We start from the raw sequence: 24,007 nt of genomic DNA on the forward strand, positions 1-24,007 counted from the left end.
CATGAGCTTCGTCAGCGTAGAAAAACTGCACAAAAGCTATGCCGGCACCCCGGTGTTCCAGGACATCGACTGCCAGATCCAACGCGGCGAGTTCGTCACCCTGCTCGGCCCCTCCGGCTGCGGCAAGTCCACCCTATTGCGCTGCATCGCCGGGCTGACCCCGGTGGACAGCGGGCAGATCCTGCTGGACGGCCAGGACATCGTCCCGCTGAGCCCGCAGAAGCGCGGAATCGGCATGGTGTTCCAGAGCTATGCGCTGTTCCCCAACATGACCGTGGAGCAGAACGTGGCCTTTGGCCTGCGCATGCAGAAGACCAAAGCCGAAGAAAGCCAGGCGCGGGTGCGCGAGGTGCTGGAGTTGGTCGAGCTGGGCAGCTTCGCCGGGCGCTACCCGCACCAGCTGTCGGGCGGCCAGTGCCAGCGGGTGGCCTTGGCCCGCTCGCTGGTCACTCGCCCGCGCCTGCTGCTGCTCGATGAGCCGCTGTCGGCGCTGGATGCGCGCATCCGCAAGCACCTGCGTGAGCAAATCCGGGCGATCCAGCGCGAGCTGGGCCTGACCACCATTTTCGTCACCCACGACCAGGAAGAGGCGCTGACCATGTCTGATCGCATCTTCCTGATGAACCAGGGCCGCATCGTCCAAAGCGGCGATGCCGAAACCCTCTACACAGCGCCGGTGGACCTGTTTGCCGCAGGCTTTATCGGCAACTACAACCTGCTCGATGCCGACAGCGCCAGCCGCGTTTTGCAGCGGCCAATCGCCAGCCGCCTGGCGATCCGTCCTGAGTCGATCAGCCTCGGCCTCGATGGCGAGCTGGACGGCCTGGTCCGCAGTCATAGCCTGCTGGGTAATGTCATCCGCTATCGGGTCGAGGTGCGCGGGGTGGAACTGGTGGTGGATGTGCTCAACCGCTCATCGGCCGATCTGCATCCGGACGGCCAGCGGGTATCCTTGGCAATCGACCCCACCGCGCTACGAGAAGTGGCTTAGGAGATTTGCGCAATGGCTTTGGCAATTTTCGATCTGGACGAAACCCTCATTCACGGAGACTGCGCGTCACTGTGGAGTGAGCAGATGGCGCGGCTTGGCTGGGTCGACGGCAAGGAGTTTTTGCGCCGTGACCATGAACTGATGGAGGCTTACGGCAAGGGTCACCTGCGCATGGAGGAGTACATGGCCTTCAGCCTGGAGCCGATCGCCGGGCGCACCCTGGAAGAGGTCGAGCATTTGGTCGAGCCGTGGGTCGAGGAGGTGATCGAGCCGATCATCTATGGCGATGCCTGCCGCTGTATCGCCGAGCATCGCAAGCTGGGCGATCGGATTCTGATCATCTCGGCCTCCGGCACTCACCTGGTAGGGCCGATCGCTGCGCGGTTGGGGGTCGATGAGTACCTGGCGATCGAGCTAGAGGCGGTCAACGGGGTGTATACCGGCAAGACCCATGGCGTGCTGACCTACCGCGAAGGCAAGATCACCCGCTTGCTGGAGTGGCTGGATCAAGAGCAGGAGAACCTGGAGGGGGCGAGTTTCTATTCGGACTCGCGCAATGACTTGCCGTTGTTGCTGAAGGTGGATCATCCGAGGGTGGTCAATCCGGATGCGGTGTTGCGTGAGCATGCCCAGATCAATGGCTGGCCGATTCTGAGTTGGTCTTGAGCTCGCATTCGCGGGGCAAGCCCGCTCCCACGCCAGTAAGTCGCTCTGGCTAGGAGCGAGCATGCCCAGATCAATGGCTGGCCGATTCTGAGTTGGTCTTGAGCTCGCATTCGCGGGACAAGCCCGCTCCCACGCCAGTAAGTCGCTCTGGCTAGGAGCGAGCATGCCCAGATCAATGGCTGGCCGATTTTGACTTGGTCTTGAGCTCGCATTCGCAGGGCAAGCCCGCTCCCACGCCAGTAGGTCGCTCTGGCGTGGGAGCGGGCTTGCCCCGCGATGGGGTCAGCAGGGACTACACAAGGCTCTGGTCGATCACCAACACCAGCTTGCCCGACACCTGGTTGGTGGCCAGCTCCGCATAAGCCGCCTCGGCAAACGCCACCGGGTAGGTATCGACCAACTGCGCCTTCAGGCGGCCTTCAGTAAACAGCGGCCACACCTGCTGCGCCAACTCCTGCAGCAACTCAGCCTTGAAGCCATCATCGCGATTGCGCAGGGTCGAGCCCGTCACTTGCAGGCGCTTGCCCAGTACCACCGCCAAGTCCAGCTCGACCTTGCGCCCGCCCATCAAGCCAATGATCACCCAGCGCCCATCGCGCGCCAGCAGCTCAAGGTTAAGCGGCCCATAACCAGCGCCCACCGGGTCGAGGATCACGTCAAACGGCGCCAGCCCCTTCAAATCATCCAGGTTCTCATTGCGCACCACGCCACCGGCCGCACCCAGGTCCTGGCAATAGCTCAGCCGCTCGGCCGAGCCAACACTGACCCACACCGGGTTGCCAAACGCCTTGCACAGCTGGATCGCCGCCGAACCGACGCCGCTGGCCCCGGCATGCACCAGCACCTTCTCGCCGGCCTTCAGGCCGCCGAGCTGGAAGATGTTCAACCAGGCCGTGGCATACACCTCGGGGATCGCCGCCGCTTCGTGCAGGCTCAGGCCCTCGGGCACCGGCAGCACATGGCGGGCATCGACCACCACTTCTTCGGCCATGCCGCCACCGGCGAGCAGTGCGCACACCCGATCACCCACACGCCAGTCGGCACCAGCGCCAACCTCCTCGATCACCCCCGAGCATTCCAGGCCCAGGTAAGGGCTGGCCCCCGGCGGCGGTGGGTAGAGCCCGGCGCGCTGCAACAGGTCAGCGCGGTTCAGCCCAGCGGCGGCCACACGAATGCGCACCTGGCCCGCGTCACAGGTCGGGCGCTCGGCATCACGCCACTCCACATGTCCGTCAACGCCTTGCAATGCCTTCACAGTGCCTCCATAGTTGAGTCATGACTGAGCCCGAGGATGCTTACCTCGGGCTTTTCGCAGTATTTGTCCGGCTCCATGGAACCGGCGAACGGAATAGACGGCCTACTATGCGTGATCAATTGCCTTTACGTCGAATCAGCATGAAGCATTTCCTGCCCAGCACCGCCCTCGCCCTGCTCATCGGCGTCGGCAGTCTGACGCTCGGCGGCAATGCGGCGGCCGCCAACAAGTGGGAAAGCCTGCAGCCAGATCGAGACGAGGTTGTTGCCAGCCTCAACGTGGTGGAGCTGCTCAAGCGCCATCATTACAGCAAGCCGCCGCTCGATGATGCCCGCTCGGTGATCATCTACGACAGCTACATCAAGCTGCTCGACCCTTCGCGCAGCTACTTCACCGCGTCCGACATCGCCGAATTCGACAAGTGGAAGAACCAGTTCGACGACTTCCTCAAGGCCGGCAATCTCGACCCGGGTTTCACCATCTACAAGCGCTACCTCAATCGGGTCAAATCGCGTCTGGACTTCGCCCTGGTCGAGCTGAACAAAGGCGTCGACAAGATCGACTTCACTGCCAAGGAATCCTTGCTGGTCGACCGCAAGGACGCCCCGTGGCTGAAGAATGAGGCCGAGCTCGACGACCTGTGGCGCAAACGCGTCAAGGACGAAGTGCTGCGCCAGAAGATTGCCGGCAAGGATCCCAAGCAGATCCAGGAAACCCTGACCAAGCGCTACAAGAACCAACTGGCGCGCTTGAACCAGACCCGTGCCGAAGACATCTTCCAGGCCTATATCAACACCTTCGCCCAGTCCTACGATCCGCACACCAACTACCTGTCGCCAGACAACGCGGAAAACTTCGACATCAACATGAGCCTGTCGCTCGAAGGCATCGGTGCGGTGCTGCAAAGCGACAACGACCAGGTCAAGATCGTGCGCCTGGTGCCGGCAGGCCCGGCAGCCAAGACCAAGCAGGTGGCCCCGGCTGACAAGATCATCGGCGTCGCCCAGGGCAACAAGGAAATGGTCGACGTGGTCGGCTGGCGCCTGGATGAAGTGGTCAAGCTGATCCGTGGCCCGAAAGGCTCGGTGGTGCGCCTGGAGGTCATCCCGGCCAGCAATGCGCCGAACGACCAGACCAGCAAAGTGGTCTCGATCACCCGCGAAGCGGTCAAGCTTGAAGAGCAGGCCGCGAAAAAATCGGTGCTCAAGCTCAAGCAGGACGGGCGTGACTACAAGCTGGGGATCATCGAGATCCCAGCCTTCTACCTGGACTTCAAGGCCTACCGTGCCGGCGATCCGGAGTACAAGAGCACCACCCGCGACGTCAAGAAGCTGCTCACCGAGCTGCAGAAAGAGAAAGTCGATGGCGTGGTCATCGACCTGCGCAACAACGGCGGCGGCTCGCTGCAGGAAGCCACCGAGCTGACCAGCCTGTTCATCGACAAAGGCCCGACCGTGCTGGTGCGCAACGCCGATGGCCGCGTCGATGTGCTGGAAGATGAGAACACCGGCGCCTTCTACAAAGGCCCGCTGGCGCTGCTGGTCAACCGCCTGTCGGCCTCGGCCTCGGAGATCTTCGCCGGTGCCATGCAGGACTATCACCGCGCGCTGATCATCGGTGGCCAGACCTTCGGCAAAGGCACGGTGCAAACCATCCAGCCGCTCAACCATGGCGAACTGAAGCTGACCCTGGCCAAGTTCTACCGGGTCTCCGGGCAGAGCACCCAGCACCAGGGCGTACTGCCGGACATCGACTACCCGTCGATCATCGACACCAAGGAAATTGGCGAGAGCGCCCTGCCCGAGGCGATGCCGTGGGACACCATCCGCCCGGTGATCAGACCGGCTGCCGATCCGTTCAAGCCGTTCCTGGCTGAGCTCAAGGCACGCCATGACGCGCGCAGCGCCAAGGACGCCGAGTTCGCCTACATCCGAGACCGCCTGGCCCTGACCCAGAAGCTGATGAACGAAAAGACCGTCAGCCTCAATGAGCAGGAGCGCCGCGCTCGCCACGATGAGATCGAAGCCAAGCAACTGGCCCTGGAGAACATTCGTCGCAAGGCCAAGGGCGAAGAGCCGCTCAAGGAGCTGAAGAAGGAAGACGAGGACGCCCTGCCGGTCGAGGATGAAGACACCAAGCCGGAAGATGACGCCTACCTGTCCGAGACTGGACGCATCCTGCTCGACTACCTGAGCCTGAACTCGCAGGTGGCCAAGCACTAAGTGCCGAGCAGCCGCTCAAGCGTGTGACACAAACCAGAAGGGCCGAACGTGTGAACGTTCGGCCCTTCTGGCTTATGTACGGCTTGTAACAGCGCCTGGCTCAGGCCTCTTCGGGATAGCGGTACTCGAAGACCCGCACCACTTCCGATGCATGCCAGGACGCCGCCTCCATGCCATCCACCGGCCCGGAAAACCGCCCCAGGCGTTCGACACATTCGAAGAAGCCGGTGCGTGGCAGGCGGCTGGCGCCCTGGCTGATCACCAGCGAGCTGCGCAGCGGCTGCTCGGCTTGGGCATCGAGACGCGCCAGGTATTCCAGGGCAGCGGTCAGCGTCTGCATCGCCGGGGTGGGCAACTGCAGACGCTCGAGCAAGGCGCGGTAGGTAAGCAGATGACGCTGGCGTCGGGCTAGATCAAGTTCATCGAGCAGGCTTTGCCACTGCTGACGGCTGATCCTCACCTGGCTCATGATGGCTCGCTCCAGCCGGCGATACCCAGGTGCCAGGCCAGACTGCGCAAGATCGCCGCATCAGGCCGGCGCTCGCCTGCTTCGATCATGGCCAGGTACGCCGGGCTAATGCCCACCGTACGCGCCAGTTGTTCGGCAGCCAGGCCCTTGGCCTGGCGTAACTGCGCCAGCTCACTCAGGTCGAGCAAGGTTACCCTTGGCGCAGGAGTATCTGCCTGGCCTGCTTCGACCTTGGCGGTGGCAGGCGCGTGACCAGCCGCCTTGAGCAGTGCCTGGTAGTGCTCCCAGGGAACAACGGCATATTCGGGCTGACCGTCCCGGCTGATGACCTGAATTTCCATCACAATCCCCTTACGTAGGATTACTCCATGTAATCCGTAGGCATAATCCTTATGCCAATTATATTACCAAGCGCGGGAGTCTGTGCAGTTCAGGTGCAAATCAGGGCGTGCGGCGCTCTAGGCGTAGCGCTTCAGGGGTGTCTGGCAGGCGCTCGACCACGCGCAGACGCTCCGGGGCCTGGCTGTCACGCCAGGCTTTGAAGCGGCCCAGCTCATCGGCCACGGTCTTGAGCACCCAACCCAGCACGGCAATGTCATCGAGAAACCCGACGCCCAGCAGCCAGTCGGGAATCGCGTCCAATGGGCTAACGAAATACAACAGGCCGGCCACGACGGTGACCAGCGCCTTGGGGCTGACCGCGCGGTACTCACCCCGCCACCATGCCAGGCACAGCGCCTGCATCAGCCGCACGTCTTCGCGCAACTGGCCAAGCCTGGGCCCTTTACGGGCAACGGCGAACAGCAAAGCCGGCAACCGACCACGGCTGAGCAGACGCTCGGCCAGGGGCAGGAAACGGGCGAAATTCCAGGGTGCGCTCATGAGGCCTCCAGATCGGCAGAAGGTTATCCACATTTATTGTGGATAACCTTGTGAACAGGGCACAGTTTCCGACGCCGGGCGCCCAGTGGGCAAGGGTCTGGCTCAGATCGGGCGTTTTTTACACAGTTGTTTCATCTTCGCAAACGTTTTGCGGCAACCGCAACGCCAGTCCTTTTTCGGACAGCCCGGCGCCCGCAAGGTTCGTCTTGCCTGCCCCACAGATACGACAACGCCCCGGCAGGCGGGGCGTTGTGCATTCAGCCGAGGCTTACTTGGCTGGCGCTTCGGCAGCGTCCGGCGCTTCGCCTTCGAGCTTGCTCGGGTCTTTGATGGCGATCAGTTCCAGATCGAACACCAGTACCGAGTTAGCCGGGATCAGCGGGCTTGGGCTCTGCGCGCCGTAGGCCAGTTCAGCCGGAATGTACAGTTTGTACTTCTCACCGACGTGCATCAGTTGCAGGCCTTCGACCCAACCTGGGATCACGCCGCTGACAGGCAGGTCGATCGGGCTGCCGCGCTCGACCGAGCTGTCGAACACCTTGCCATCGATCAGCTTGCCTTCGTAGTGGACGGTGACCACATCGGTCGGCTTAGGCTGCGGGCCATCGGCCTTTTTCACCACTTCGTACTGCAGGCCGGAGGCAGTGGTAACCACGCCTTGCTTCTTGGCGTTTTCTTCCAGGAACTTCTTGCCAGCGGAAGCGGCTTCTTCGCTGGCCTTGGTCAGGCGCTCTTCAGCACGCTTTTGCAGGGCGGTGAAGGCCTCGACCAGCTCTTCGTCCTTGATGCGTTGTTCTTTCTTGCTGACCGCATCCTCGATACCGAGGGCTACTGCTTTGGAATCAAGGTCTTCCATGCCTTCCTGAGCCAGGCTCTTGCCCATGTTCAGGCCGATACCGTAGGAGGCTTTCTGTGCCGGGGTTTTCAGCTCTACGCTGCTGGTCTGGGCATCGCAGCCCGCCAGAACCAGGCTTACCAGGGCAACCGCAGCCGCCAAACGATGTTGTTTCATGCTAGTTCCTTGTTCATGCGCCATAAGGGCAATCAGGGTAAAGCCGCGAGCTTATCAGGCGGCCGTTACCAATGGCTACCGGCATAAGAGCGGGTTGCGGGCTGGAAGTTCAGTGGGTGAAAGGTTGTTCATCCCAGGCTTGCAGCCAATGGCCAGTATTGACGGGATAGGCTCGGTTTGCCGGGTTTTTGTGGCTATTTATTTCGAAGTGCAGGTGACAGGGCACTAGAGAAGCCGCTGACATGCCCGGCAAGCTCAAGGATAAACCCCCTCCCGATACTGCCCTGCCACCTCGCGTAACACCTCGCACATCCACTGCGCCGGCAGGCTCTGCGGTAACGCTGCATTGCGACAGATCCCCACCGAGCCACCCGGCTCCTGCACGCCGAGGTCCAGCTCAACCAGCTCGCCACTGCCCAGGTCGATCAGCACTGCATCGCGCGGCGCGACCCACACCGCATCGCTGCCCAACAGATAGCGCCGGCTCAACGCCAGCGACAGCGTCTCCAGGCGCTGCGCCGGCAGCTGGATGCCACATTGCACGAACAGGCTGTCAGCATGCTGGCGAATGGTCGTGCCCGCCGGCGGCAGCACCAGCGGATAGTCCCCTACCCGCCCGCGCTCCACTGGCTGGCGCGCCAGCAGCGGATGCCCAGGGCGCACCACCAGGCTCATCGACTCGCTGTACAAATGCTCGAATGACAACCCCTGGATCTGCGGGCTATCAGTCATGCGCCCGACCACCAGTTCCAGCTCACCCACATGCAGCTGGCCCAGCAACTGCGCGCTGACGCCTGTGACCACGCTGATCACCAGATCCTGATGACGCTGGTGCAAGCGGCACAGCACCTCCGGCATCAACAGCCCTTCGACAGTCGAAAGCACCCCAATGCGCACCTGCGAAGGCGCTCGCGCCTCGCCACGCAGCGTGCTCACGCCGTCGCGCAACGCCTGCACGCTGGGCCCGGCGTAGCGCATGAAACGGGTCCCGGCCGGGGTCAGCTCGACGCCCTGGCGGGTGCGCTCGAACAGGCGCGTTTCAAGTAGCTCTTCAAGCTCCTTGAGGGTCTTGGAAATAGCCGGCTGGCTGATCGCCAATACCCCAGCCGCCTTGGCCAGACTGCCCTGGCGGGCAATCTCCAGGAAGCACAGAAGATGGCGATACTTGATACGCGTGTCGAGATTCATGCCTTGGGGGGGCGGCCGCTGCCGCGATAGCGTCGATGCGCCATCTTATAGCATCGCCAGCTCCACAGCGTCGCCGCGCATCCTTACTGGCCACACCCGCAGCGCCTGCTGCGGATCCTCAAGGCAGCGCCCGCTGTGCAGGCTGAAGTGCTGCTTGTACAACGGCGCGGCGACCATCAGCTCGCCGCCGATGCTGCCGATCAAGCCGCGGCCGATGATGTTCGCCCCCGAGCGCGGGTCGCGATTGTCGATGGCGTACAACGCCTGCTCTTGATTGGGCAGGTAGAACAGCGCGACCTGCTCGCCTTCGAGCCACACCACTACGCCAGAATCGGCGACCAGGTCCTGCACCTGGCACACCGCCTGCCAGTGGGCGTGTTGCGCAACAGCAGCATTGGACAGGTTCATCAGACAGCCTCCTCGACAGTGGGGATCAGGTGCAGCGCGCTAGCAGGTCGGCGTTGTTCGCGTTCGCGGACGAAGTGCACGTCCGGGTCGGCGCGCCGGTCATTGACGAAGGTACGGAAGCGCTTGAGTTTCTCGGGATCGTTCAGGGCGTTGGCCCACTCGCACTCATACTGGTCGACCACATGCTGCATCTGCGCTTCGAGCTCGGCGCCCAGTTGCAGGCTGTCGTCGAGGATCACCGCCTTGAGGTAATCCAGGCCGCCCTCCAGGCTCTCGCGCCAGACCGAGGTGCGCTGCAGCTTGTCGGCGGTGCGGATGTAGAACATCAGCACGCGGTCGATGGTGCGGATCAGCGCGTCGTCGTCCAGGTCGGTGGCGAACAGTTCGGCGTGGCGCGGGCGCATGCCGCCGTTGCCGCACACATAGAGGTTCCAGCCCTTGTCGGTGGCGATCACGCCAATGTCCTTGCTCTGCGCTTCGGCGCATTCGCGGGTGCAGCCAGACACCGCGAACTTGAGCTTGTGCGGCGAACGCAGGCCTTTGTAGCGATCTTCCAGGCGCAGGGCCATGCCGACGCTGTCCTGTACGCCGTAGCGGCACCAGGTGCTGCCGACGCAGGATTTCACCGTGCGGGTCGACTTGCCGTAGGCATGCCCGGTTTCGAAGCCGGCCTCGATCAGCTCGCCCCAGATCAGCGGCAGCTCGTGCAACTGGGCGCCGAACAGGTCGATGCGCTGGCCGCCGGTGATCTTGGTGTAGAGGTCGTATTTTTTCGCCACCTGACCAATCACGATCAGTTTGTCCGGGGTGATCTCGCCACCTGGGATGCGCGGCACCACCGAGTAGGTGCCGTTTTTCTGCATGTTGGCCATGAAGGTGTCGTTGGTGTCCTGCAGCGGTACCAGGGCCGGGTCCATGATCGGCTGGTTCCAGCATGAGGCGAGGATCGAACCCACCGCTGGCTTGCAGATGTCGCAACCGACATGACCCTTGCCGTGGCGTTCGAGCAGCTCATTGAACGTGCGGATGCCCTCGACCCGAACCAGGCCATAGAGCTCCTGGCGGGTGTAGGCAAAGTGCTCGCAAAGGCTCTTGTCGACAGTAACGCCGCGGGCGCTGAGTTCGTGTTCGAACACCTGCTTGAGCAATGCCGCGCAGCCGCCGCAGCCGCTGGCGGCCTTGGTGCAACTCTTGACTGCGGCAAGGTCCGCGCAGCCGCTGTCGATGGCGGCGCAGACCGCGCCTTTGCTGACGTTGTGGCACGAGCAGATGGTCGCGCTGTCGGGCAGCGCATCGGCGCCCAAGGCGGGTGCGCCAGCGCCTTGCGGCAGGATCAGCGCGGCCGGGTCGGCGGGTAGGGCGATGCCGTTCTGGCAGTACTGCAGCAGGGTGTCGTAGTAGCTGTTGTCGCCGACCAGTACCGCACCGAGCACATGCTTGCCGCTGGCATCGACCACCAGGCGGCGGTAGGCCGCATTGGCTTCGTCGATGAAGCGATAGCTGCGCGAGCCGGGCGTGGCACCGTGGGCATCGCCGATCGAGCCGACATCGACGCCGAGCAACTTGAGCTTGGTCGACATGTCGGCGCCGGTGAACGGGCTGCTGGCCTCCCCGAGTAACCGCGCAGCCAGGTTGCGCGCCATGCTGTAGCCCGGCGCGACCAGGCCGAACACGCTGCCATTCCACGAGGCGCACTCACCGATGGCGAAGATCTGCGAGTCGCTGGTGCGGCAGTCGTTGTCGATCACCACCCCACCGCGCGGGGCGATGTCCAGGCCGCAGCTGCGGCCCAGGGCATCTTGCGGGCGAATACCGGCGGAGAACACGATCAGGTCAGTTTCGAGGAACTCGCCACCGTCGAAATTCATCCGGTAGCGGTAGGCTTCGCCGGCACTGATCGACTGGGTGGCACGCGATAGGTGCACGCCAACGCCGAGGGCTTCGATCTGCGCCTTGAGCGCCGCGCCGCCCTCGCCGTCCAGTTGCACCGGCATCAGGCGCGGGGCGAACTCCACCACGTGCGCTTCCAAGCCAAGAGATTTCAGCGCGTTGGCCGCTTCCAGGCCGAGCAAGCCGCCACCGACCACCACCCCGCGACGGGCGTCAGCGGCTGCAGCACGGATAGCGTCGAGGTCATCCAAAGTGCGATAGACCAGGCGCGCAGTGCCGCTGGAGCCCTCGATGGGTGGCACGAACGGGTAGGAACCGGTAGCCAGGATCAGTTGGTCATAACCATAACGGCCCTCGGCGGTGACCACCTCGCAGCGCTCGCGGTCGATGTCCACCACCGCTTCGCCCAGGTGCAGGTGCACCCCGTGGCCTGTGTAGAAATCGCTGGGGCACATGGCCAAGGTTTCAGCATCGCTGCCGGCGAAGTACTCCGACAGATGCACCCGGTCGTAGGCGCGCTGGCGCTCTTCGCCGAACACCCGCACCTCGAAACGGGCCAAGGCGCCACGCTCGACCAGTTGCTCGACGCAGTGGTGACCGACCATGCCGTTGCCGACGATGACCAGTCGCTGTAGATGTTCGCCGCTCGCTGTTGCCTTCATAGCCGATCCTCGATCACGGTTGGCGGGGTTGGCCGCCGTAAAGACAAAAAAAACGCCTGGAGCCGAAGCTCCAGGCGCCTTTGCCTGTTCTCATCAGTGTGAGGCCCCTGAGTGATCGCCGTTGATCAGCGGGGCGTGTTGTACAAGAGTAAAAGCAGGGAGTGTGCCAATTTGATGTGCTGACTGTGCAGGGAGCATTCTTCTTGCGTTGCCAGTACTGGCCTCTTCGCGGCAAGCCCGCTCCCACATGGCCCTGCAAGCCGCAGCCCCTGTAATCGACCCGGCCCCTGTGGGAGCGGGCTCGCCCGCGAAGAGGCCGGTACGGGCAACCTCTATCTGCGAAAAATCGCACAGCCAAAGTGCATCACTCCCCATCATGGGGCATGTCAGTACACATCGCGGCGGTAGCGCTTGTCCTTGCTCAACGCCTCGACATAGGCAGCCGCCGCCTCGGCGCTCATGTCGCCCTGCTCGGCCACGATCTGGCGCAACGCCGCATCGACATCCTTGGCCATGTGCAGGGCATCGCCACAGACATAGAAATAGGCCCCCTGCTGTAGCCAACGCCAGAGCTCGGCGCCTTGCTCGCGCATGCGCTGTTGAACGTAGATCTTCTCTGCCTGATCACGGGAAAACGCCGTATCCAAGCGCAAGTGGCCGCTGGCTTGCCAAGCCAGCAGCTCGTCGCGGTAATAGAAGTCGCAGGCCTGGTGCTGTTCACCGAAGAACAACCAGTTACCGCCGCTCGCGCCCCTGGCCTGGCGCTCTTGCAGAAAAGCCCGGAACGGCGCAATACCGGTGCCCGGACCGACCATGATGATCGGCACCGCGTCATCCTCGGGCAGGCGAAAATGCCTGGAGACCTGGGGGAAGATCGCCACCTTGAGCGCTTCGGCGCGATCGGCAAGAAACGCCGAGCACACACCCTTGCGCTGCCCATAGCGCACCGTCGACACGGTCAGGTGAACCTGCTCAGGGTGGGCCCTGGGGCTTGAGCTGATCGAATACAGGCGCGGTTGCAATGGCTTGAGCAGCTCAAGCCAGGTGGCCAACGGCAGTTGCTGGGGAAACTCGCGCAGCACATCGACCAACTGCCGCCCCCACAACCAGTCCTTGAGCTCGGCGCTGTGTTCAGGCTGTAGCAAACGATGCAAATCAGCGGCGGTTTCACTGAACACGTGTAGCTGCTGGGAGGTGACCCGAGCGATCTCCAGATGCTGCTGCAGAGCGCTCGCCAATGACATGGCGGGGTGCCCCTGCAACTCGACCGTGGTGCTGGCGTCGAGCTTGATCAAGGCCAGCAGTTCTTCGACCAACTGCGGACAATTGCGCGGCCACACGCCAAGGGCGTCTCCGGCCTGATAGGTAAAGCCGCTGCCAGCCAGGTCGAACACCAGCTGCCGAGTTTCCTTGCTCGCACCGGGGCCATTGAGCAGGCGGTTCTCCAGCAACTGTGCCGACCAAGGCTGGCGCTTGCCATAGGCGGCCAGTGGCTCAGGCTCGATGGCCGCTGGCAGCAGCGCGGTACTGCCCAGCTCGGCCAACAGCGCGTCGAGCCAAGCGGCAAAGGCCTGGTCGAAATCCGGTTCGCAATCGACCCGCGCCAGCAGCCGGCGCGCACCCAGTTGCGCCAGGCGCTCATCGAGCTTGCGCCCGAAGCCACAGAATTGGCCATAGCTCGAATCGCCCAGGGCCAGCACCGCGTAGGGCAGTTCAGCGCAATCAATGGCCTGCTCGCCCTGCAAGGCTTGCCAGAACGCCGCGCCGCTATCGGGCGCCTCGCCATCGCCAAAGGTGCTGGCGATCAACAGCACACTGGCGGCGCCTTGCAGTTGGCTGGGCGTGACCGCTTCCATGCAACTGAGCTCCACGGCAAGCCCGGCGGCACGCAAGCGCTGCGCGCAACGATCGGCCAGGGCCTCGCCGTTACCCGTCTGCGACGCCCACAGCACCCGGTGCGGGGCGGTTTCGGGCAAGGCGCTCGGCAGCGTCTGGGGCTGGACGAACAGCCCGGCCAGCAAGCCATCGACAAACAGGCGCCGGGCCGGCGCCAGCGGTGCCGTGGCGGGCAGGCTTGGCACTCCTTGCGGCCGCGCTTGGCCCAGGCCGAGCAAAAAACCTTGCAGATAATGGCGCTCATCCTCGGCCAAGGCCGGCGCTGGCAGGTTGTCCAGGCCGAGCAGACGGTTGAGGGTGGTTAGCGGCATGCTGGCAGGCTCCGAAGGGGCGGCAGTGGTCAAGTCCACGGCATCGATGCGTGCACCGCTGACCCGTTCGAGGGCCACGGCGCAGTGCTTGTAGGCCGGTTGCAGTGAGGTCGGGTCGAGCGCATCAGAGGTCACGGCATTGATCGCCAATTGCTCGCCGTACAGGTCGTTCCAGTGAAACGGCGCAAAGCAAGCGCCGACCATGACCCGGTCAGTGACGCGCGCAGGCAACAGCGCCTGGCCACGGCGCGAGCGGATCGCAACTTGATCGTGCTCGGCGATCCCCAGGCGCCGGGCGTCCTCGGGGTTGATCTCGACGAAGGGACCCGGCTCGAGTTTGTTCAGGCTCGCGACCTTGCCGGTCTTGGTCAGGGTGTGCCACTGATGCTGTACACGGCCGGTGTTGAGCACGAAGGGGTAGTCATCGTCCGGTAGCTCGGCGGCCGGCAACCACGGCCGGGCAAAGAAACGCGCCTTGCCGCTGGCGGTGGGGAATGCCAGCGCCGGTTGCAGACCCTGCGCGTCGCGCAGCAACTGCTGGCTGCTGCCGTCATTGAGGTAGCGCAGCGGGCTGCGGTGGTCTTCGCGACCGGGTGCGCTGGGCCATTGCCGTGGGCGCTGGCGCAGGTCGGCATAACCGATACCGCGCAGGTCATACCCCGTGGCGGGGTTGTAGAAGCGGCGGATCTCGTCGTACACCGCCTCGGCATCGGCGTAATCGAATGCGTCCGCGTAGCCCATGGCGCCGGCGATGCGGGCGATGATCCGCCAGTCTTCCTGGCTTTCACCTGGGGCGTCGACGGCGCGCGGCATCAGGGTCAGGTTGCGCTCGCTGTTGATCATCACCCCCTCGCCTTCGGCCCACAGCGCCGCAGGCAGGAGAATGTCGGCGTAGCGGTTGGTCTCGGTATCGAGAAAAGCATCCTGGCTGATCACCAACTGCGCCTGGCCTAGGCCGTCGATCACCTGCTGGCGGTTGGCGACGCTGGCCACCGGGTTGCTGCAGATGATCCAACAGGCCTTCACCTCGCCCGCCTTCATCTGCTCGAACAGCGCCACCGTGCCTTCGCCATCTTCACTGCGCAGGCTGCCAGCGGGCAGTTGCCACTGCGCCTCGACAAACGCCCGGTCTGCGGCCACTAACGCCGAGCGCTGGCCCGGCAGGCCCGGGCCCATGTAGCCCATCTCGCGCCCGCCCATGGCATTGGGCTGACCGGTCAACGACATCGGCCCGCTACCGGGGCGGCAGATGGCGCCCGTTGCCAGGTGCAGGTTGCACAGTGCATTGCTGTGCCAAGTGCCATGGATGCTCTGGTTCAGGCCCATGGTCCAGCAGCTCATCCAGTTGTTGGCGCTGCCAATCAACTGTGCGGCCTGGCGGATGTCAGCCTCGGACAACCCGGTCAGGGCCGCCACGCGCTCGGGTTGATAGTCCTCAAGAAAGCTCGGCAGATCGCTCCAGCCTTCGGTGTGGCGAGCGATGAACTCGGCATCGGTGTGGCCGTTCTGGTGCAACAGGTACAGCAGGCCATTGAGCAGCGCCAGGTCGCTGCCGGGGCGCAGTTGCAGGAACAGTTCGGCCTTGTCGGCCGTGGCACTGCGCCGCGGGTCGACGACGATCAGCTTGGCCCCGGCCTTGAGCCGGTCGAGCAGGCGCAGGAACAGGATCGGGTGACAATCGGCCATGTTCGCGCCGATCACCAGAAACACGTCCGCCTGCTCGAAATCCTCATAGCTGCCGGGCGGCCCGTCGGCGCCCAACGATTGTTTATAGCCGCTGGCGGCACTGGCCATGCACAGGCGCGAGTTGGACTCGATATGGCGGGTGCGGATAAAGCCCTTGGCCAGTTTGTTGCCCAGGTATTGCGCCTCCAGCGACATCTGCCCGGAGACATACAGCGCCACGGCATCCGGGCCATGCTCGTCGATGATTGCGCGCAGGCGCGCGGCGGCCTGCTCGATCGCCGCGTCCAAGCTGCTGCGCACCGGCTGCTGGGCGCGCTGCTGACGGACGTAGGCATTGGCCATGCGCCCAGCGGCGGTTAGCGGCAGGTGCGCGGTCAGGCCTTTGGTGCACAGGCGACCAAAGTTGGCGGGGTGCTGTTTATCGCCCGCGATCTTCTGCACCTGGCCATTTTCCACCGACATGACGATGCCGCACCCTACCCCGCAATAAGGGCAAACGCTGCGCACTTGGCTAGTGGCCATCGGGCTTCTCCCGGCAAAAACGAAAAAGGCGCCGGCTGCCCTGGGCTTGCCTAAGCAAGCGGGGCAACACGGCGCCTTTGTCGTGAAAAGAGGTGGGCCATCGGCATTGACGACCCGGGTACAGGGGATTGAGCAAATCCTGGGCCAGTTGCTGTTTCTCGCAGGCCAACGCTGTCATACCCGCCCTGCACACCTGGATTTGCGGGTTCGCCACGATTCTTGTGGGAGCGGGCGTGCCCACGACAGGGCGCAGCCCTGGCAACGGCCTTGCACCGAGTTGGTGACCTGCGCACCAACCGGTAGCACCGGCAACCAGCCTGGGGATATGCTGTAAACGCCTATTCAACCGAGATTCGCATAGCCCCAATGTCCCAGGTGATCCTCAAGACCCCCGAGCAACTCGACCTGATGCGCCGCGCCGGCCAGTTGCTGGCCCAGGTGTTCGCCGACCTCGACGGCTTCATCCGCCCCGGCGTCACCACCCTGCAGATCAACGACCGCGCCGAGGCGTTCATCGTCCAGACCCTGCGCGCCCGGCCAGCGAGCAAGGGCCAGTACGGTTTCCCCTACTCGCTCAATACCTCGGTCGACCACGTGGTGTGCCATGGCATCCCCAAGGCTGACGAAGTGCTCAAGGAAGGCTCGATCATCAACGTCGACATCACCCTGGAGCAAGCGGGCTACATTGCCGACTCGTCGAAGATGTACCGCATCGGCGCGATCAGCGAAGACGCCCAACGCCTGGTCGACACCACCTATGACGCGCTGTGCAAAGGCATCGAGCAAGTGCGCCCGGGCGCCACCCTGGGCGACATTGGCCATGCCATCCAGAGCCATGCCGAGGCCGCCGGCTACAGCGTGGTACGCGAATACTGCGGGCACGGCATTGGCCAACAGATGCACGAAGGGCCGGAAGTGCTGCACTACGGCCAGCGCGGCATGGGCCTGAAACTCAAGCCAGGGATGGTGTTTACCATCGAGCCGATGATCAACCAGGGCGCGCGCGGCACGCGCACGCTCAAAGATGGCTGGACGGTGATTACCCGCGATGGCGGCTTGTCGGCGCAGTGGGAACATACCGTGGCAGTGACTGCCGAGGGCTTTGAAGTATTGACCTTGCGCGATGAAGAGCGCGGGCGTTTCGTCTCAGCCAGCCAAATCGCCTAAGACTCATCGCTTGGCGTCGTGGGAGCGGGCTTGCCCCGCGATAAGGCCGGCGCAGCCACCCCAAAAGCCAACTAGCGACATTTGCCCCCACCCCCCTCGCTCTCTACAATCGCCCCCAGCAAGGCCGGCCGCCTTTTCTGTTTCGAGCCGGCCCAGGAGCCCCCTCATGGAAGAAACCGCGCAGCACTGGCTGCATGCCCTGTCCGCACCCATGGCCGCCCTCAATGGCGCCAGCTACACCGCCGCGCAGTACTTCGAAGGCGACGATCAGACTGACCTCGAACGCTGGTGGGGCATCAGCAACCGGGCGCAATTGCTGGACATGCTCGGCATGGCCGATAACGGCCACGCCACCGAGCTGACCGAAGCCTACTGGCAATTCCAGCGCCGCCTGCCGAGCGAGTGGCAGGCGCTGCTGGCCAGCCTGCCACTGCGCGAACGCATCAAGCACGAATACGCCGCCCGCACCTTCCCCGACTGCGGCCCCGGTGGCACCCGCGCGTGGGACTTGGGACGCATGAGTTTTCTCCTGCGGGCCGGGCTCAAGAAGGACTTCATCACGCTCGATGAAAGCCTCTACCTGCATTACCGCCTGGCCTTGCGCGCCCGCCACTACTACAACCGCTGGGACAGTTACCTGGCCGGCTACCTGATCGGCAAGGCGCTGTGGAATGCCTCCGACAGCAGCGACGACACCCTGGCCGCCGAACTCGAACGCCAAGGTAGCGAACACTGGAACCGCTGCATCGTGCTCAACCTGCGCCACGGCGCCAGCGACTTGCTGGCCAGCCTGCCGTGGGACCTGGAGCTGCCCGAACCGCAACGCCCCGCCTCACTGGAAGAGGACTGCTGGTCATGAGTTGTTGGATACGCCTGGGCCTGGAACCGACCCAGGACCTGAACAGCATCCGCCAGGCCTACCGTGGCCTGCTGCCGTCGCACCACCCAGAAACCGACCCGCAAGGTTTCCAAGCGCTGCGCGAGGCCTATGAAGAGGCCCTGCGCCTGGCCCGCGAAGGTGAATCGAGCGCCGCCTCCGAAGCTGACGCCGCGGCCCAGGATGACACGCCACACCCAGCTTTGCAGGCCTTCCACCGCCTGCTTGAAGAGCCGGCCTTGCGCTTCGATCCGGTCGCCTGGCAGGAATACATCGCCGAGCTCGACGAGTTACCACTGGACGACCTCGAAGCGCTGAGCTGGCGCCTGCTGCACGAACTGCGTAACTGCGGGCCGATCTCGCACCGCTGTGTCGGCCTGCTGGCCCAGCGCCTGGGCTGGGCCGAACAACTGCTGTGCCTGGAAGATCCACATGAGGTGGAAGCCTTCCTCCAGCGTCTGGAGCAACCCGATCCATTCGACACCGGGCTGATGCGCGATTGGCCGCCGGCGGCGCAGCTGGAGGCGCTGTGGTACTTCCGCAGCCTGGAGTACTGCTTCCAGCAACGGCCGCTGTTCGAGTACGCGCAATTCGCCCAAACCCATACCTGCCTGGCCTTCCCCGACGATCAGGGCTTGATCCAGCGCCTGCTGGTGCAGTTCAGCCAGGCTGGGGTCGCCAGCCAAACCCTGCACGCGCTGCTGCTGGAGCGCCAACGCCAGGCCCCGGACGATCAGGACCTGCTCTACCTGCTGGCCTGCCAGGCCGACGCCCTGGGCGCCAAGCAGCAGGCGATGGACTGCTGGCTGCGGCTGTGGCGCGAACACCGCCATCCGCAGGCTGAGCGCTGGCTGATCGAGCTCTGCACGCAGTACCAGTCGCAACGCCTGCCGCTGCTGATCCAGGCCTTCGATAGTGTGTCGCAGCCCGTTTCCTGGCCCGAGGATCTTGCCGATCCTGCGCAGTTGCTGGGCACCCCGGCACAAAACCCGCAAACCCTGGCGCGCTGGCTGCAAGCCTCGCGCCTGGAGCTGGGTGGTATCGCCAGCCAGTTCATCGACTGGCGCCTGGACGGTGACGACGAACTGCCTTTGCTGGCCCTGCTGCTGGATGACCCGACAGAGGCGCAAGACCGCGCCCTGCATCGCCTGTACTGGTATGCCTGGGCGTTGCAGCGCGGTGAAGCCGAGCTGTTACGGCAGATCCTTGCGCAAACGCCCGGCGAAGATGCCCTCGACGCCTTGATCCTGGAAGGCTTCCAACGCCAGGCCGAGCAACAACTGCACTGGTTGCAACAGGCACCGGTGGTGCAGGCCCTGGTGCAGTTCTGCCAGCGTGAAGACCCTGCCGCGTCATTGCCCGAGGCACTCGCCACGCAACAGCTGCACCCGGCGTGCCGCGAGTGGCTGCGGCGCATGCGCAACTACGGCGCGCCAGCACTGCACAGCCTCAACCGCAACTTCGAGATGCGGCGCATGTTCACCGTCCCCTTCGCCCTGCAAACACAGGACAAACTCGCCGAGCGCGGCCTGTTGCTGCCGCCGATGCCGGATGGCGAAGCCGCCTGGAACTGGCATCGCCAGCAATTGTTCATGCTCGCCCTGCTCGAACACCCGACGCGCTGGCTGAGCTTGATACCGGCGCAGTTGCCCGGCCAACTGCACTACCCCGCCGAGCATCCATTCGCCCCGCTGCATGGCGTGCTGCTGCAAACCCTGGCCAGCCCAGACGGCAGCAACGGCCTGTTCGGCGCGCTGGACAGCGCCGATCCGGCACAAGCGCTAGTGGCCAACCAGATGCTGACCTTGCGCACCCTGCTCGACAGTGCCCAACTGCCCAGCGCCGCGCAGCTCTTGGCAAGCCTGGAAAACGAGCCCAACGTGCTCGACGACTACCCGCTGGGCAAACTGCTGTTCTGCGCGGTGCTCTATCACGACCGCAGCTTGGACGAGGAGCAACGCACGCGCCTGCGCAACCGCATCGAGGCGTTGTACATCGAGGACTACGGGTACGAGCCGCTGCGGCGCAATCTGGTCGAGGGCAAGACCAAGCATCCGCCGGCTGACCTGTTGCACAAGCAAGGCATCGCCAGCCGCCCATTCAACGATGCCCTGGATGCGCTGGACAGCCTGCTCAACCACTGCGCCCCGCCCAAGACCCGGTTGCTGCGCGCCCTGCAAAAAGCCAAGGACGACGCCGAGCTCGATCCAGGGCTGCGCTGCGCGATCATGGCCTTGCTGTCGTGGAGCGAGCGTATGCTGCGCAACGATCTCAAGCAGGCACCTGCGCCATTCTGGGCGGTGTGGAAGCTCAAAAGCCGGCTCAACCGCACAGGTTTTGCCTTGCACCTGGGCGCGATTGCGTTGTGCGGGAGCTTGATGCTGACCGCCCCCATGATCGTGGTGGTGATGGGGTTGCTGTTGGTCAGCGGCTTTCTCAGGCGCTTGCGTGACATTGGCCAAGGGGTGCCGGCGCTGCTGTTGCTGCTGGTGGTCAGCCGGGTGTTGCCGGTGTTGCCGCTGATGTTGCTGGGGCTGCCGGGAGACAAGCTGCCCAATCGTTATGGCCCGCCGCCGGGCAAGGCGCAGCAGCTGGACGGTGGGTTGCAGGCGACGTTGCGGCGTTTGAACGGTTGAACGATGAGCAGCGGGGGCCGCGTTGCGGCCCCAACACTGTCAATAGCGCAACTCATCCAACGCCTGGCTCAGTTGCTGGCGCTGGCGACTGATCTCCCCGGCCTGCTGCCCCGCCAACACGGTATTGAACGCATCCAGCCAACTGCCAATCAACTCCCGCTCTTCACCCAGGCTCTGCATCCACGCCCGCTCCAAACGCGCCAACAAGGTGCGATTGGGCAGCGCATCGCGCGGATGAATCTTCAACCGCGACAGCCGCTCATGGCTGGCCTGGCGCGCGGGTTCATCCAACCCGGTCGGGCTGCGGTCGATGCTGTGGCTGTGCTTCTGGCCGGTTTCCTGGAAGGTCACATCCACCTCCAACAAGCCATTGATGTCGTAGCTAAAACGCACATCCAGCGACTGAATCTGCCCGGTCTGCTGCAACGGGATCTCGAAACTGTCCACCAGAATATTGTCACGCACCCAAGGCCGCTCGCCCTGATACACAGCGATGCGCACCACTTTCTGCTCGGCATGGCTGCTATAGAAGCGCTCGACCCGCGAGGTCGGGATCACGGTATTGCGCTCGATGATCGGCGAAAACGCCCCGCTGTTCTCCCCGCCACGCTGGGCGGCGATGCCCAGGGTGTAGGGGCAGACATCGGTGAGAATCAGCTCATCGATAGCCTCGTCTCGCGCCTTGCACGCCGCCTGGCTGGCAGCGCCGAGGGCGACGATGGTGTCCGGATCCAGGTGCCGATACGGCAACCGGCCAAACAACTTGGCCACCAGCTGCTGCACCTGCGCCATGCGCGTCGCACCACCGACCAGTACCAGGCTGTCCAGCTCCTTGGGGCTCAAGCGGGCGTCACGCAGAGCCTGCTCGATCGGCGCACGCACCCGGGCCAGCAATGGCGCCCAGATCGCTTGCAGCTTGAGCTCATCGAGTTGCCATTGGCGCGGCTGTGCATCGCCGTTCCAGCTCAGGGTCCAGTTGCCCTCGCCCAATTCATGTTTGAACTGCTCGATGGCGTCATGCAGGCTGGCCAGCGCTTGCGGCTGCAGGTCGTCCAGCGTGAGATTCCAATCGCGCAAGCACGCCAGCAGCAAGGCATCGGTAAAGTCTTCGCCGCCCAGATAGTTGTCGCCGGTGGAGGCATGCACCTCGATCAGCGGCAGCGCGTACTCCAGCACGGTGACATCGAAGGTGCCGCCGCCCAGGTCGAACACCAGGGTGCGCTCGAATTTCTGCTCATGCAGCCCATAGGCCATTGCCGCAGCGGTCGGCTCGTTGATCAGCCGCTGTACCTTCAACCCGGCAAGCTCGGCGGCGAATACCGTGCGCTTGCGTTGCTCGTCGCTGAAGTAGGCGGGCACCGAAATCACCGCCTCGCTCACGGGGCAGCCCAGATAGGCTTCGGCATCTTGCTTGAGCGCGCCCAGGACCAGTGCCGACAGCTCTTCAGGGGTGAAGCGATGCTCGCCCAGCTCAAAGCGCTTGTCGCTGCCCATGAAACGCTTGAACGCGGCGGCCGTGCGCAGCGGATGGGTGGTCAAGCGCGCCTTGGCGGCCTTGCCGACGAGAATGCTGCCATCGTCATCGACGCTGACCACCGACGGCGTCAGCACTTCGCCCAAGGCGTTGGCGATCAGCCGCGCTTGCCCGTCTTGCCAGACGGCAATCAGGCTATTGGTGGTGCCCAAGTCGATGCCCAGCAATGGCGTGGCAACTGCGGGGGAGAGAGAAGTACTGGCATCCTGCATGGTCGGTCTCTTGCTTGCGGTGAAGAGCCGGAGCGGAACCTGCTGGCCGCTTCCGGCGGACAGGGGGCATTCTGACGCAATGCCAGAAACAAAAAAAGCGACCCTAAGGTCGCTTTCTCTGTTGCTTCAGGGTGTTCAGTGGGCCCTTGAAGCTGAATATGGCGCAGCGGACGGGACTCGAACCCGCGACCCCCGGCGTGACAGGCCGGTATTCTAACCGACTGAACTACCGCTGCGCTATACATCGAGTGGTGGGTGATGACGGGATCGAACCGCCGACCCTCTGCTTGTAAGGCAGATGCTCTCCCGGCTGAGCTAATCACCCTTCGTCTCGGTGTGGCGCGCATTCTACGGAGGACGTACCACCCTGGCAAGCACTTTTTTAAAAATTTTTTGCAGGGCTTTCAAGGACCTAGCGCAACCGCCCTTTTCCTTACTAATAAGTGGCTGATGGCCCTCTGACAGGGTTGGCCGCATGGCACCAGTCGGAGAATAATGCCCGCCTTATGCATTAAGGAGAGATCTACCCTCATGTGGTTCAAGAACCTGCTGACCTATCGCCTGACCCAGGAAGTCCCATTCGAGCCTGAGGCACTGGAAGCCGCCCTGGCCAGCAAGCCGGCCCGCCCATGCGCCAGCCAGGAGCTGACCACCTACGGTTTCGTCGCGCCGTTCGGCAAAGGCGAAGACGCTCCTCTGGTGCATGTCAGCGGTGAGTTCCTGCTGATTGCCGCGCGCAAGGAAGAACGCATCCTGCCCAGCAGCGTGGTCAACGACGCGGTCAAAGAGAAGGTCGAGGAGATCGAGACCGAGCAGATGCGCAAGGTCTATAAGAAGGAACGCGACCAGATCAAGGATGACATCATCCAGACCTTCCTGCCGCGTGCCTTCATTCGCCGCTCGATGATCTTCGCTGCCATCGCCCCGCGCCTGGGCCTGATCCTGGTCAACTCGGCCAGCGCCAAGCGCGCCGAAGACCTGTTGTCGACCCTGCGCGAAGTGATGGGTTCGCTGCCGGTGCGGCCGGTGACCGTGAAGATCGCCCCGAGCGCGACCATGACCGATTGGGTCAAGTCGCAAGCCGCCGCGCCAGACTTCTATGTGCTGGACGAGTGCGAACTGCGTGACACCCATGAAGACGGCGGTATCGTCCGTTGCAAGCGCCAGGACCTGAAGAGCGACGAGATCCAACTGCACCTGGGCACCGGCAAGGTGGTGACTCAGCTGGCCCTGGCCTGGCAGGACAAGCTGTCGTTCGTGCTCGACGACAAGACCGTGATCAAGCGCCTGAAGTTCGAGGAACTGCTGCAAGAGCAGGCTGAGCAGGATGGCGGTGATGAAGCGCAGCAGCAGTTCGATGCCAGCTTCCTGCTGATGATGATGACCTTTACCGAGTTCCTGCCGGCGCTGTTCGAGGCGTTGGGTGGCGAAGAGATTCCGCAAGGGGTCTGAGCGTTGTCGCAGTAGCATTTTGGGGCCGCTTTGCGGCCCTTCGCGGGCAAGCCCGCTCCCACAAGGACC

The 24,007-nt window shown here is 63.9% G+C and carries 17 protein-coding genes and 2 tRNA genes; 7 read left to right on the top strand and 12 right to left on the bottom strand.

The features are described 5' to 3' along the window. Position 1: 1 nt before the first annotated feature. Entirely contained in the window at positions 2-991 is a 990-nt protein-coding gene (locus tag HU737_RS15770) for an ABC transporter ATP-binding protein (RefSeq protein ID WP_186554704.1), read from the top strand. 12 nt (positions 992-1,003) lie between these two features. Next, a complete protein-coding gene (locus HU737_RS15775) occupies positions 1,004-1,657 on the top strand; it encodes an HAD family hydrolase (RefSeq protein WP_186554703.1) in 654 nt (217 codons plus the stop codon). A gap of 292 nt (positions 1,658-1,949) precedes the next feature. Here HU737_RS15775 and HU737_RS15780 read toward each other — a convergent pair whose 3' ends face one another. Next, positions 1,950-2,912 carry an NAD(P)H-quinone oxidoreductase gene (locus HU737_RS15780; protein WP_186554702.1) on the bottom strand — a complete coding sequence of 321 codons (963 nt, stop codon included), beginning with the start codon at positions 2,910-2,912 and terminating at the stop codon, positions 1,950-1,952. A gap of 140 nt (positions 2,913-3,052) precedes the next feature. Here HU737_RS15780 and HU737_RS15785 point away from each other — a divergent pair, with 140 nt between their 5' ends. Next, on the top strand, positions 3,053-5,134 hold the full coding sequence (locus HU737_RS15785) for a carboxy terminal-processing peptidase (protein ID WP_186554701.1): 2,082 nt from the start codon (positions 3,053-3,055) through the stop codon (positions 5,132-5,134). Positions 5,135-5,234: 100 nt separating this feature from the next. Here HU737_RS15785 and HU737_RS15790 read toward each other — a convergent pair whose 3' ends face one another. The 8 genes from HU737_RS15790 to HU737_RS15825 all read right to left on the bottom strand — a co-directional run bounded on the left by HU737_RS15790 (position 5,235) and on the right by HU737_RS15825 (position 16,060). Then, positions 5,235-5,603, bottom strand: coding sequence for a hypothetical protein (locus tag HU737_RS15790; protein WP_186554700.1), 369 nt, complete (start codon positions 5,601-5,603; stop codon positions 5,235-5,237). Continuing rightward, positions 5,600-5,944: a helix-turn-helix domain-containing protein gene (locus tag HU737_RS15795; protein ID WP_186554699.1), complete on the bottom strand. Its 345-nt coding sequence runs from the start codon at positions 5,942-5,944 to the stop codon at positions 5,600-5,602. The genes HU737_RS15790 and HU737_RS15795 overlap by 4 nt, the downstream gene beginning before the upstream one ends. 100 nt (positions 5,945-6,044) lie before the next feature. Then, positions 6,045-6,485 (bottom strand): YkvA family protein, encoded by a 441-nt coding sequence (locus HU737_RS15800; RefSeq protein WP_186554698.1) that lies wholly within the window; start codon positions 6,483-6,485, stop codon positions 6,045-6,047. Positions 6,486-6,753: 268 nt separating this feature from the next. Continuing rightward, a complete protein-coding gene (gene bamJ, locus HU737_RS15805; RefSeq protein WP_186554697.1) occupies positions 6,754-7,497 on the bottom strand; it encodes a BamJ family beta-barrel-assembly machinery protein in 744 nt (247 codons plus the stop codon). Between the two features lie 255 nt (positions 7,498-7,752). Continuing rightward, positions 7,753-8,685 (bottom strand): pca operon transcription factor PcaQ, encoded by a 933-nt coding sequence (pcaQ, locus tag HU737_RS15810; protein ID WP_186554696.1) that lies wholly within the window; start codon positions 8,683-8,685, stop codon positions 7,753-7,755. A gap of 45 nt (positions 8,686-8,730) precedes the next feature. Next, the gene (gene nirD, locus HU737_RS15815) at positions 8,731-9,093 is read right to left on the bottom strand and encodes a nitrite reductase small subunit NirD (protein ID WP_186554695.1); all 363 of its coding nucleotides are present in this window, start codon (positions 9,091-9,093) and stop codon (positions 8,731-8,733) included. Beyond that, complete coding sequence (gene nirB / locus HU737_RS15820) at positions 9,093-11,645, bottom strand: nitrite reductase large subunit NirB (protein WP_186554694.1); 2,553 nt, start codon at positions 11,643-11,645, stop codon at positions 9,093-9,095. The genes nirD and nirB overlap by 1 nt, the downstream gene beginning before the upstream one ends. A 386-nt stretch (positions 11,646-12,031) precedes the next feature. Then, positions 12,032-16,060: a bifunctional nitrate reductase/sulfite reductase flavoprotein subunit alpha gene (locus tag HU737_RS15825; protein WP_186554693.1), complete on the bottom strand. Its 4,029-nt coding sequence runs from the start codon at positions 16,058-16,060 to the stop codon at positions 12,032-12,034. A gap of 366 nt (positions 16,061-16,426) precedes the next feature. On the opposite strand from HU737_RS15825, the gene map reads away from it, so the two are divergent. The 3 genes from map (at position 16,427) to HU737_RS15840 (ending at position 20,740) form a co-directional block, all read left to right on the top strand. Continuing rightward, positions 16,427-17,227, top strand: a complete 801-nt coding sequence (map, locus tag HU737_RS15830; RefSeq protein ID WP_186554692.1) for a type I methionyl aminopeptidase — start codon at positions 16,427-16,429, stop codon at positions 17,225-17,227. A 166-nt stretch (positions 17,228-17,393) separates the two neighbouring features. Continuing rightward, the gene (locus HU737_RS15835) at positions 17,394-18,086 is read left to right on the top strand and encodes a DUF1266 domain-containing protein (RefSeq protein ID WP_186554691.1); all 693 of its coding nucleotides are present in this window, start codon (positions 17,394-17,396) and stop codon (positions 18,084-18,086) included. Further along, positions 18,083-20,740, top strand: a complete 2,658-nt coding sequence (locus HU737_RS15840; protein WP_186554690.1) for a J domain-containing protein — start codon at positions 18,083-18,085, stop codon at positions 20,738-20,740. Before HU737_RS15835 ends, HU737_RS15840 begins: the two co-directional genes overlap by 4 nt. Positions 20,741-20,779: 39 nt before the next feature. On the opposite strand, the gene HU737_RS15845 is transcribed toward HU737_RS15840, so the two are convergent. The 3 genes from HU737_RS15845 to HU737_RS15855 form a co-directional block, all read right to left on the bottom strand. Beyond that, complete coding sequence (locus HU737_RS15845; protein WP_186554689.1) at positions 20,780-22,486, bottom strand: molecular chaperone HscC; 1,707 nt, start codon at positions 22,484-22,486, stop codon at positions 20,780-20,782. Between the two features lie 159 nt (positions 22,487-22,645). Beyond that, a tRNA-Asp gene (locus HU737_RS15850) sits at positions 22,646-22,722 on the bottom strand. 13 nt (positions 22,723-22,735) lie between these two features. Further along, positions 22,736-22,811: transfer RNA gene (locus tag HU737_RS15855), tRNA-Val, on the bottom strand. 206 nt (positions 22,812-23,017) lie between these two features. Between HU737_RS15855 and rdgC the strand changes: the two genes are divergently transcribed. After that, on the top strand, positions 23,018-23,938 hold the full coding sequence (gene rdgC, locus HU737_RS15860) for a recombination-associated protein RdgC (RefSeq protein ID WP_186554688.1): 921 nt from the start codon (positions 23,018-23,020) through the stop codon (positions 23,936-23,938). Positions 23,939-24,007 lie beyond the last annotated feature (69 nt).

This window comes from Pseudomonas urmiensis (assembly GCF_014268815.2).
Taxonomy (GTDB): Bacteria; Pseudomonadota; Gammaproteobacteria; order Pseudomonadales; family Pseudomonadaceae; genus Aquipseudomonas; species Aquipseudomonas urmiensis.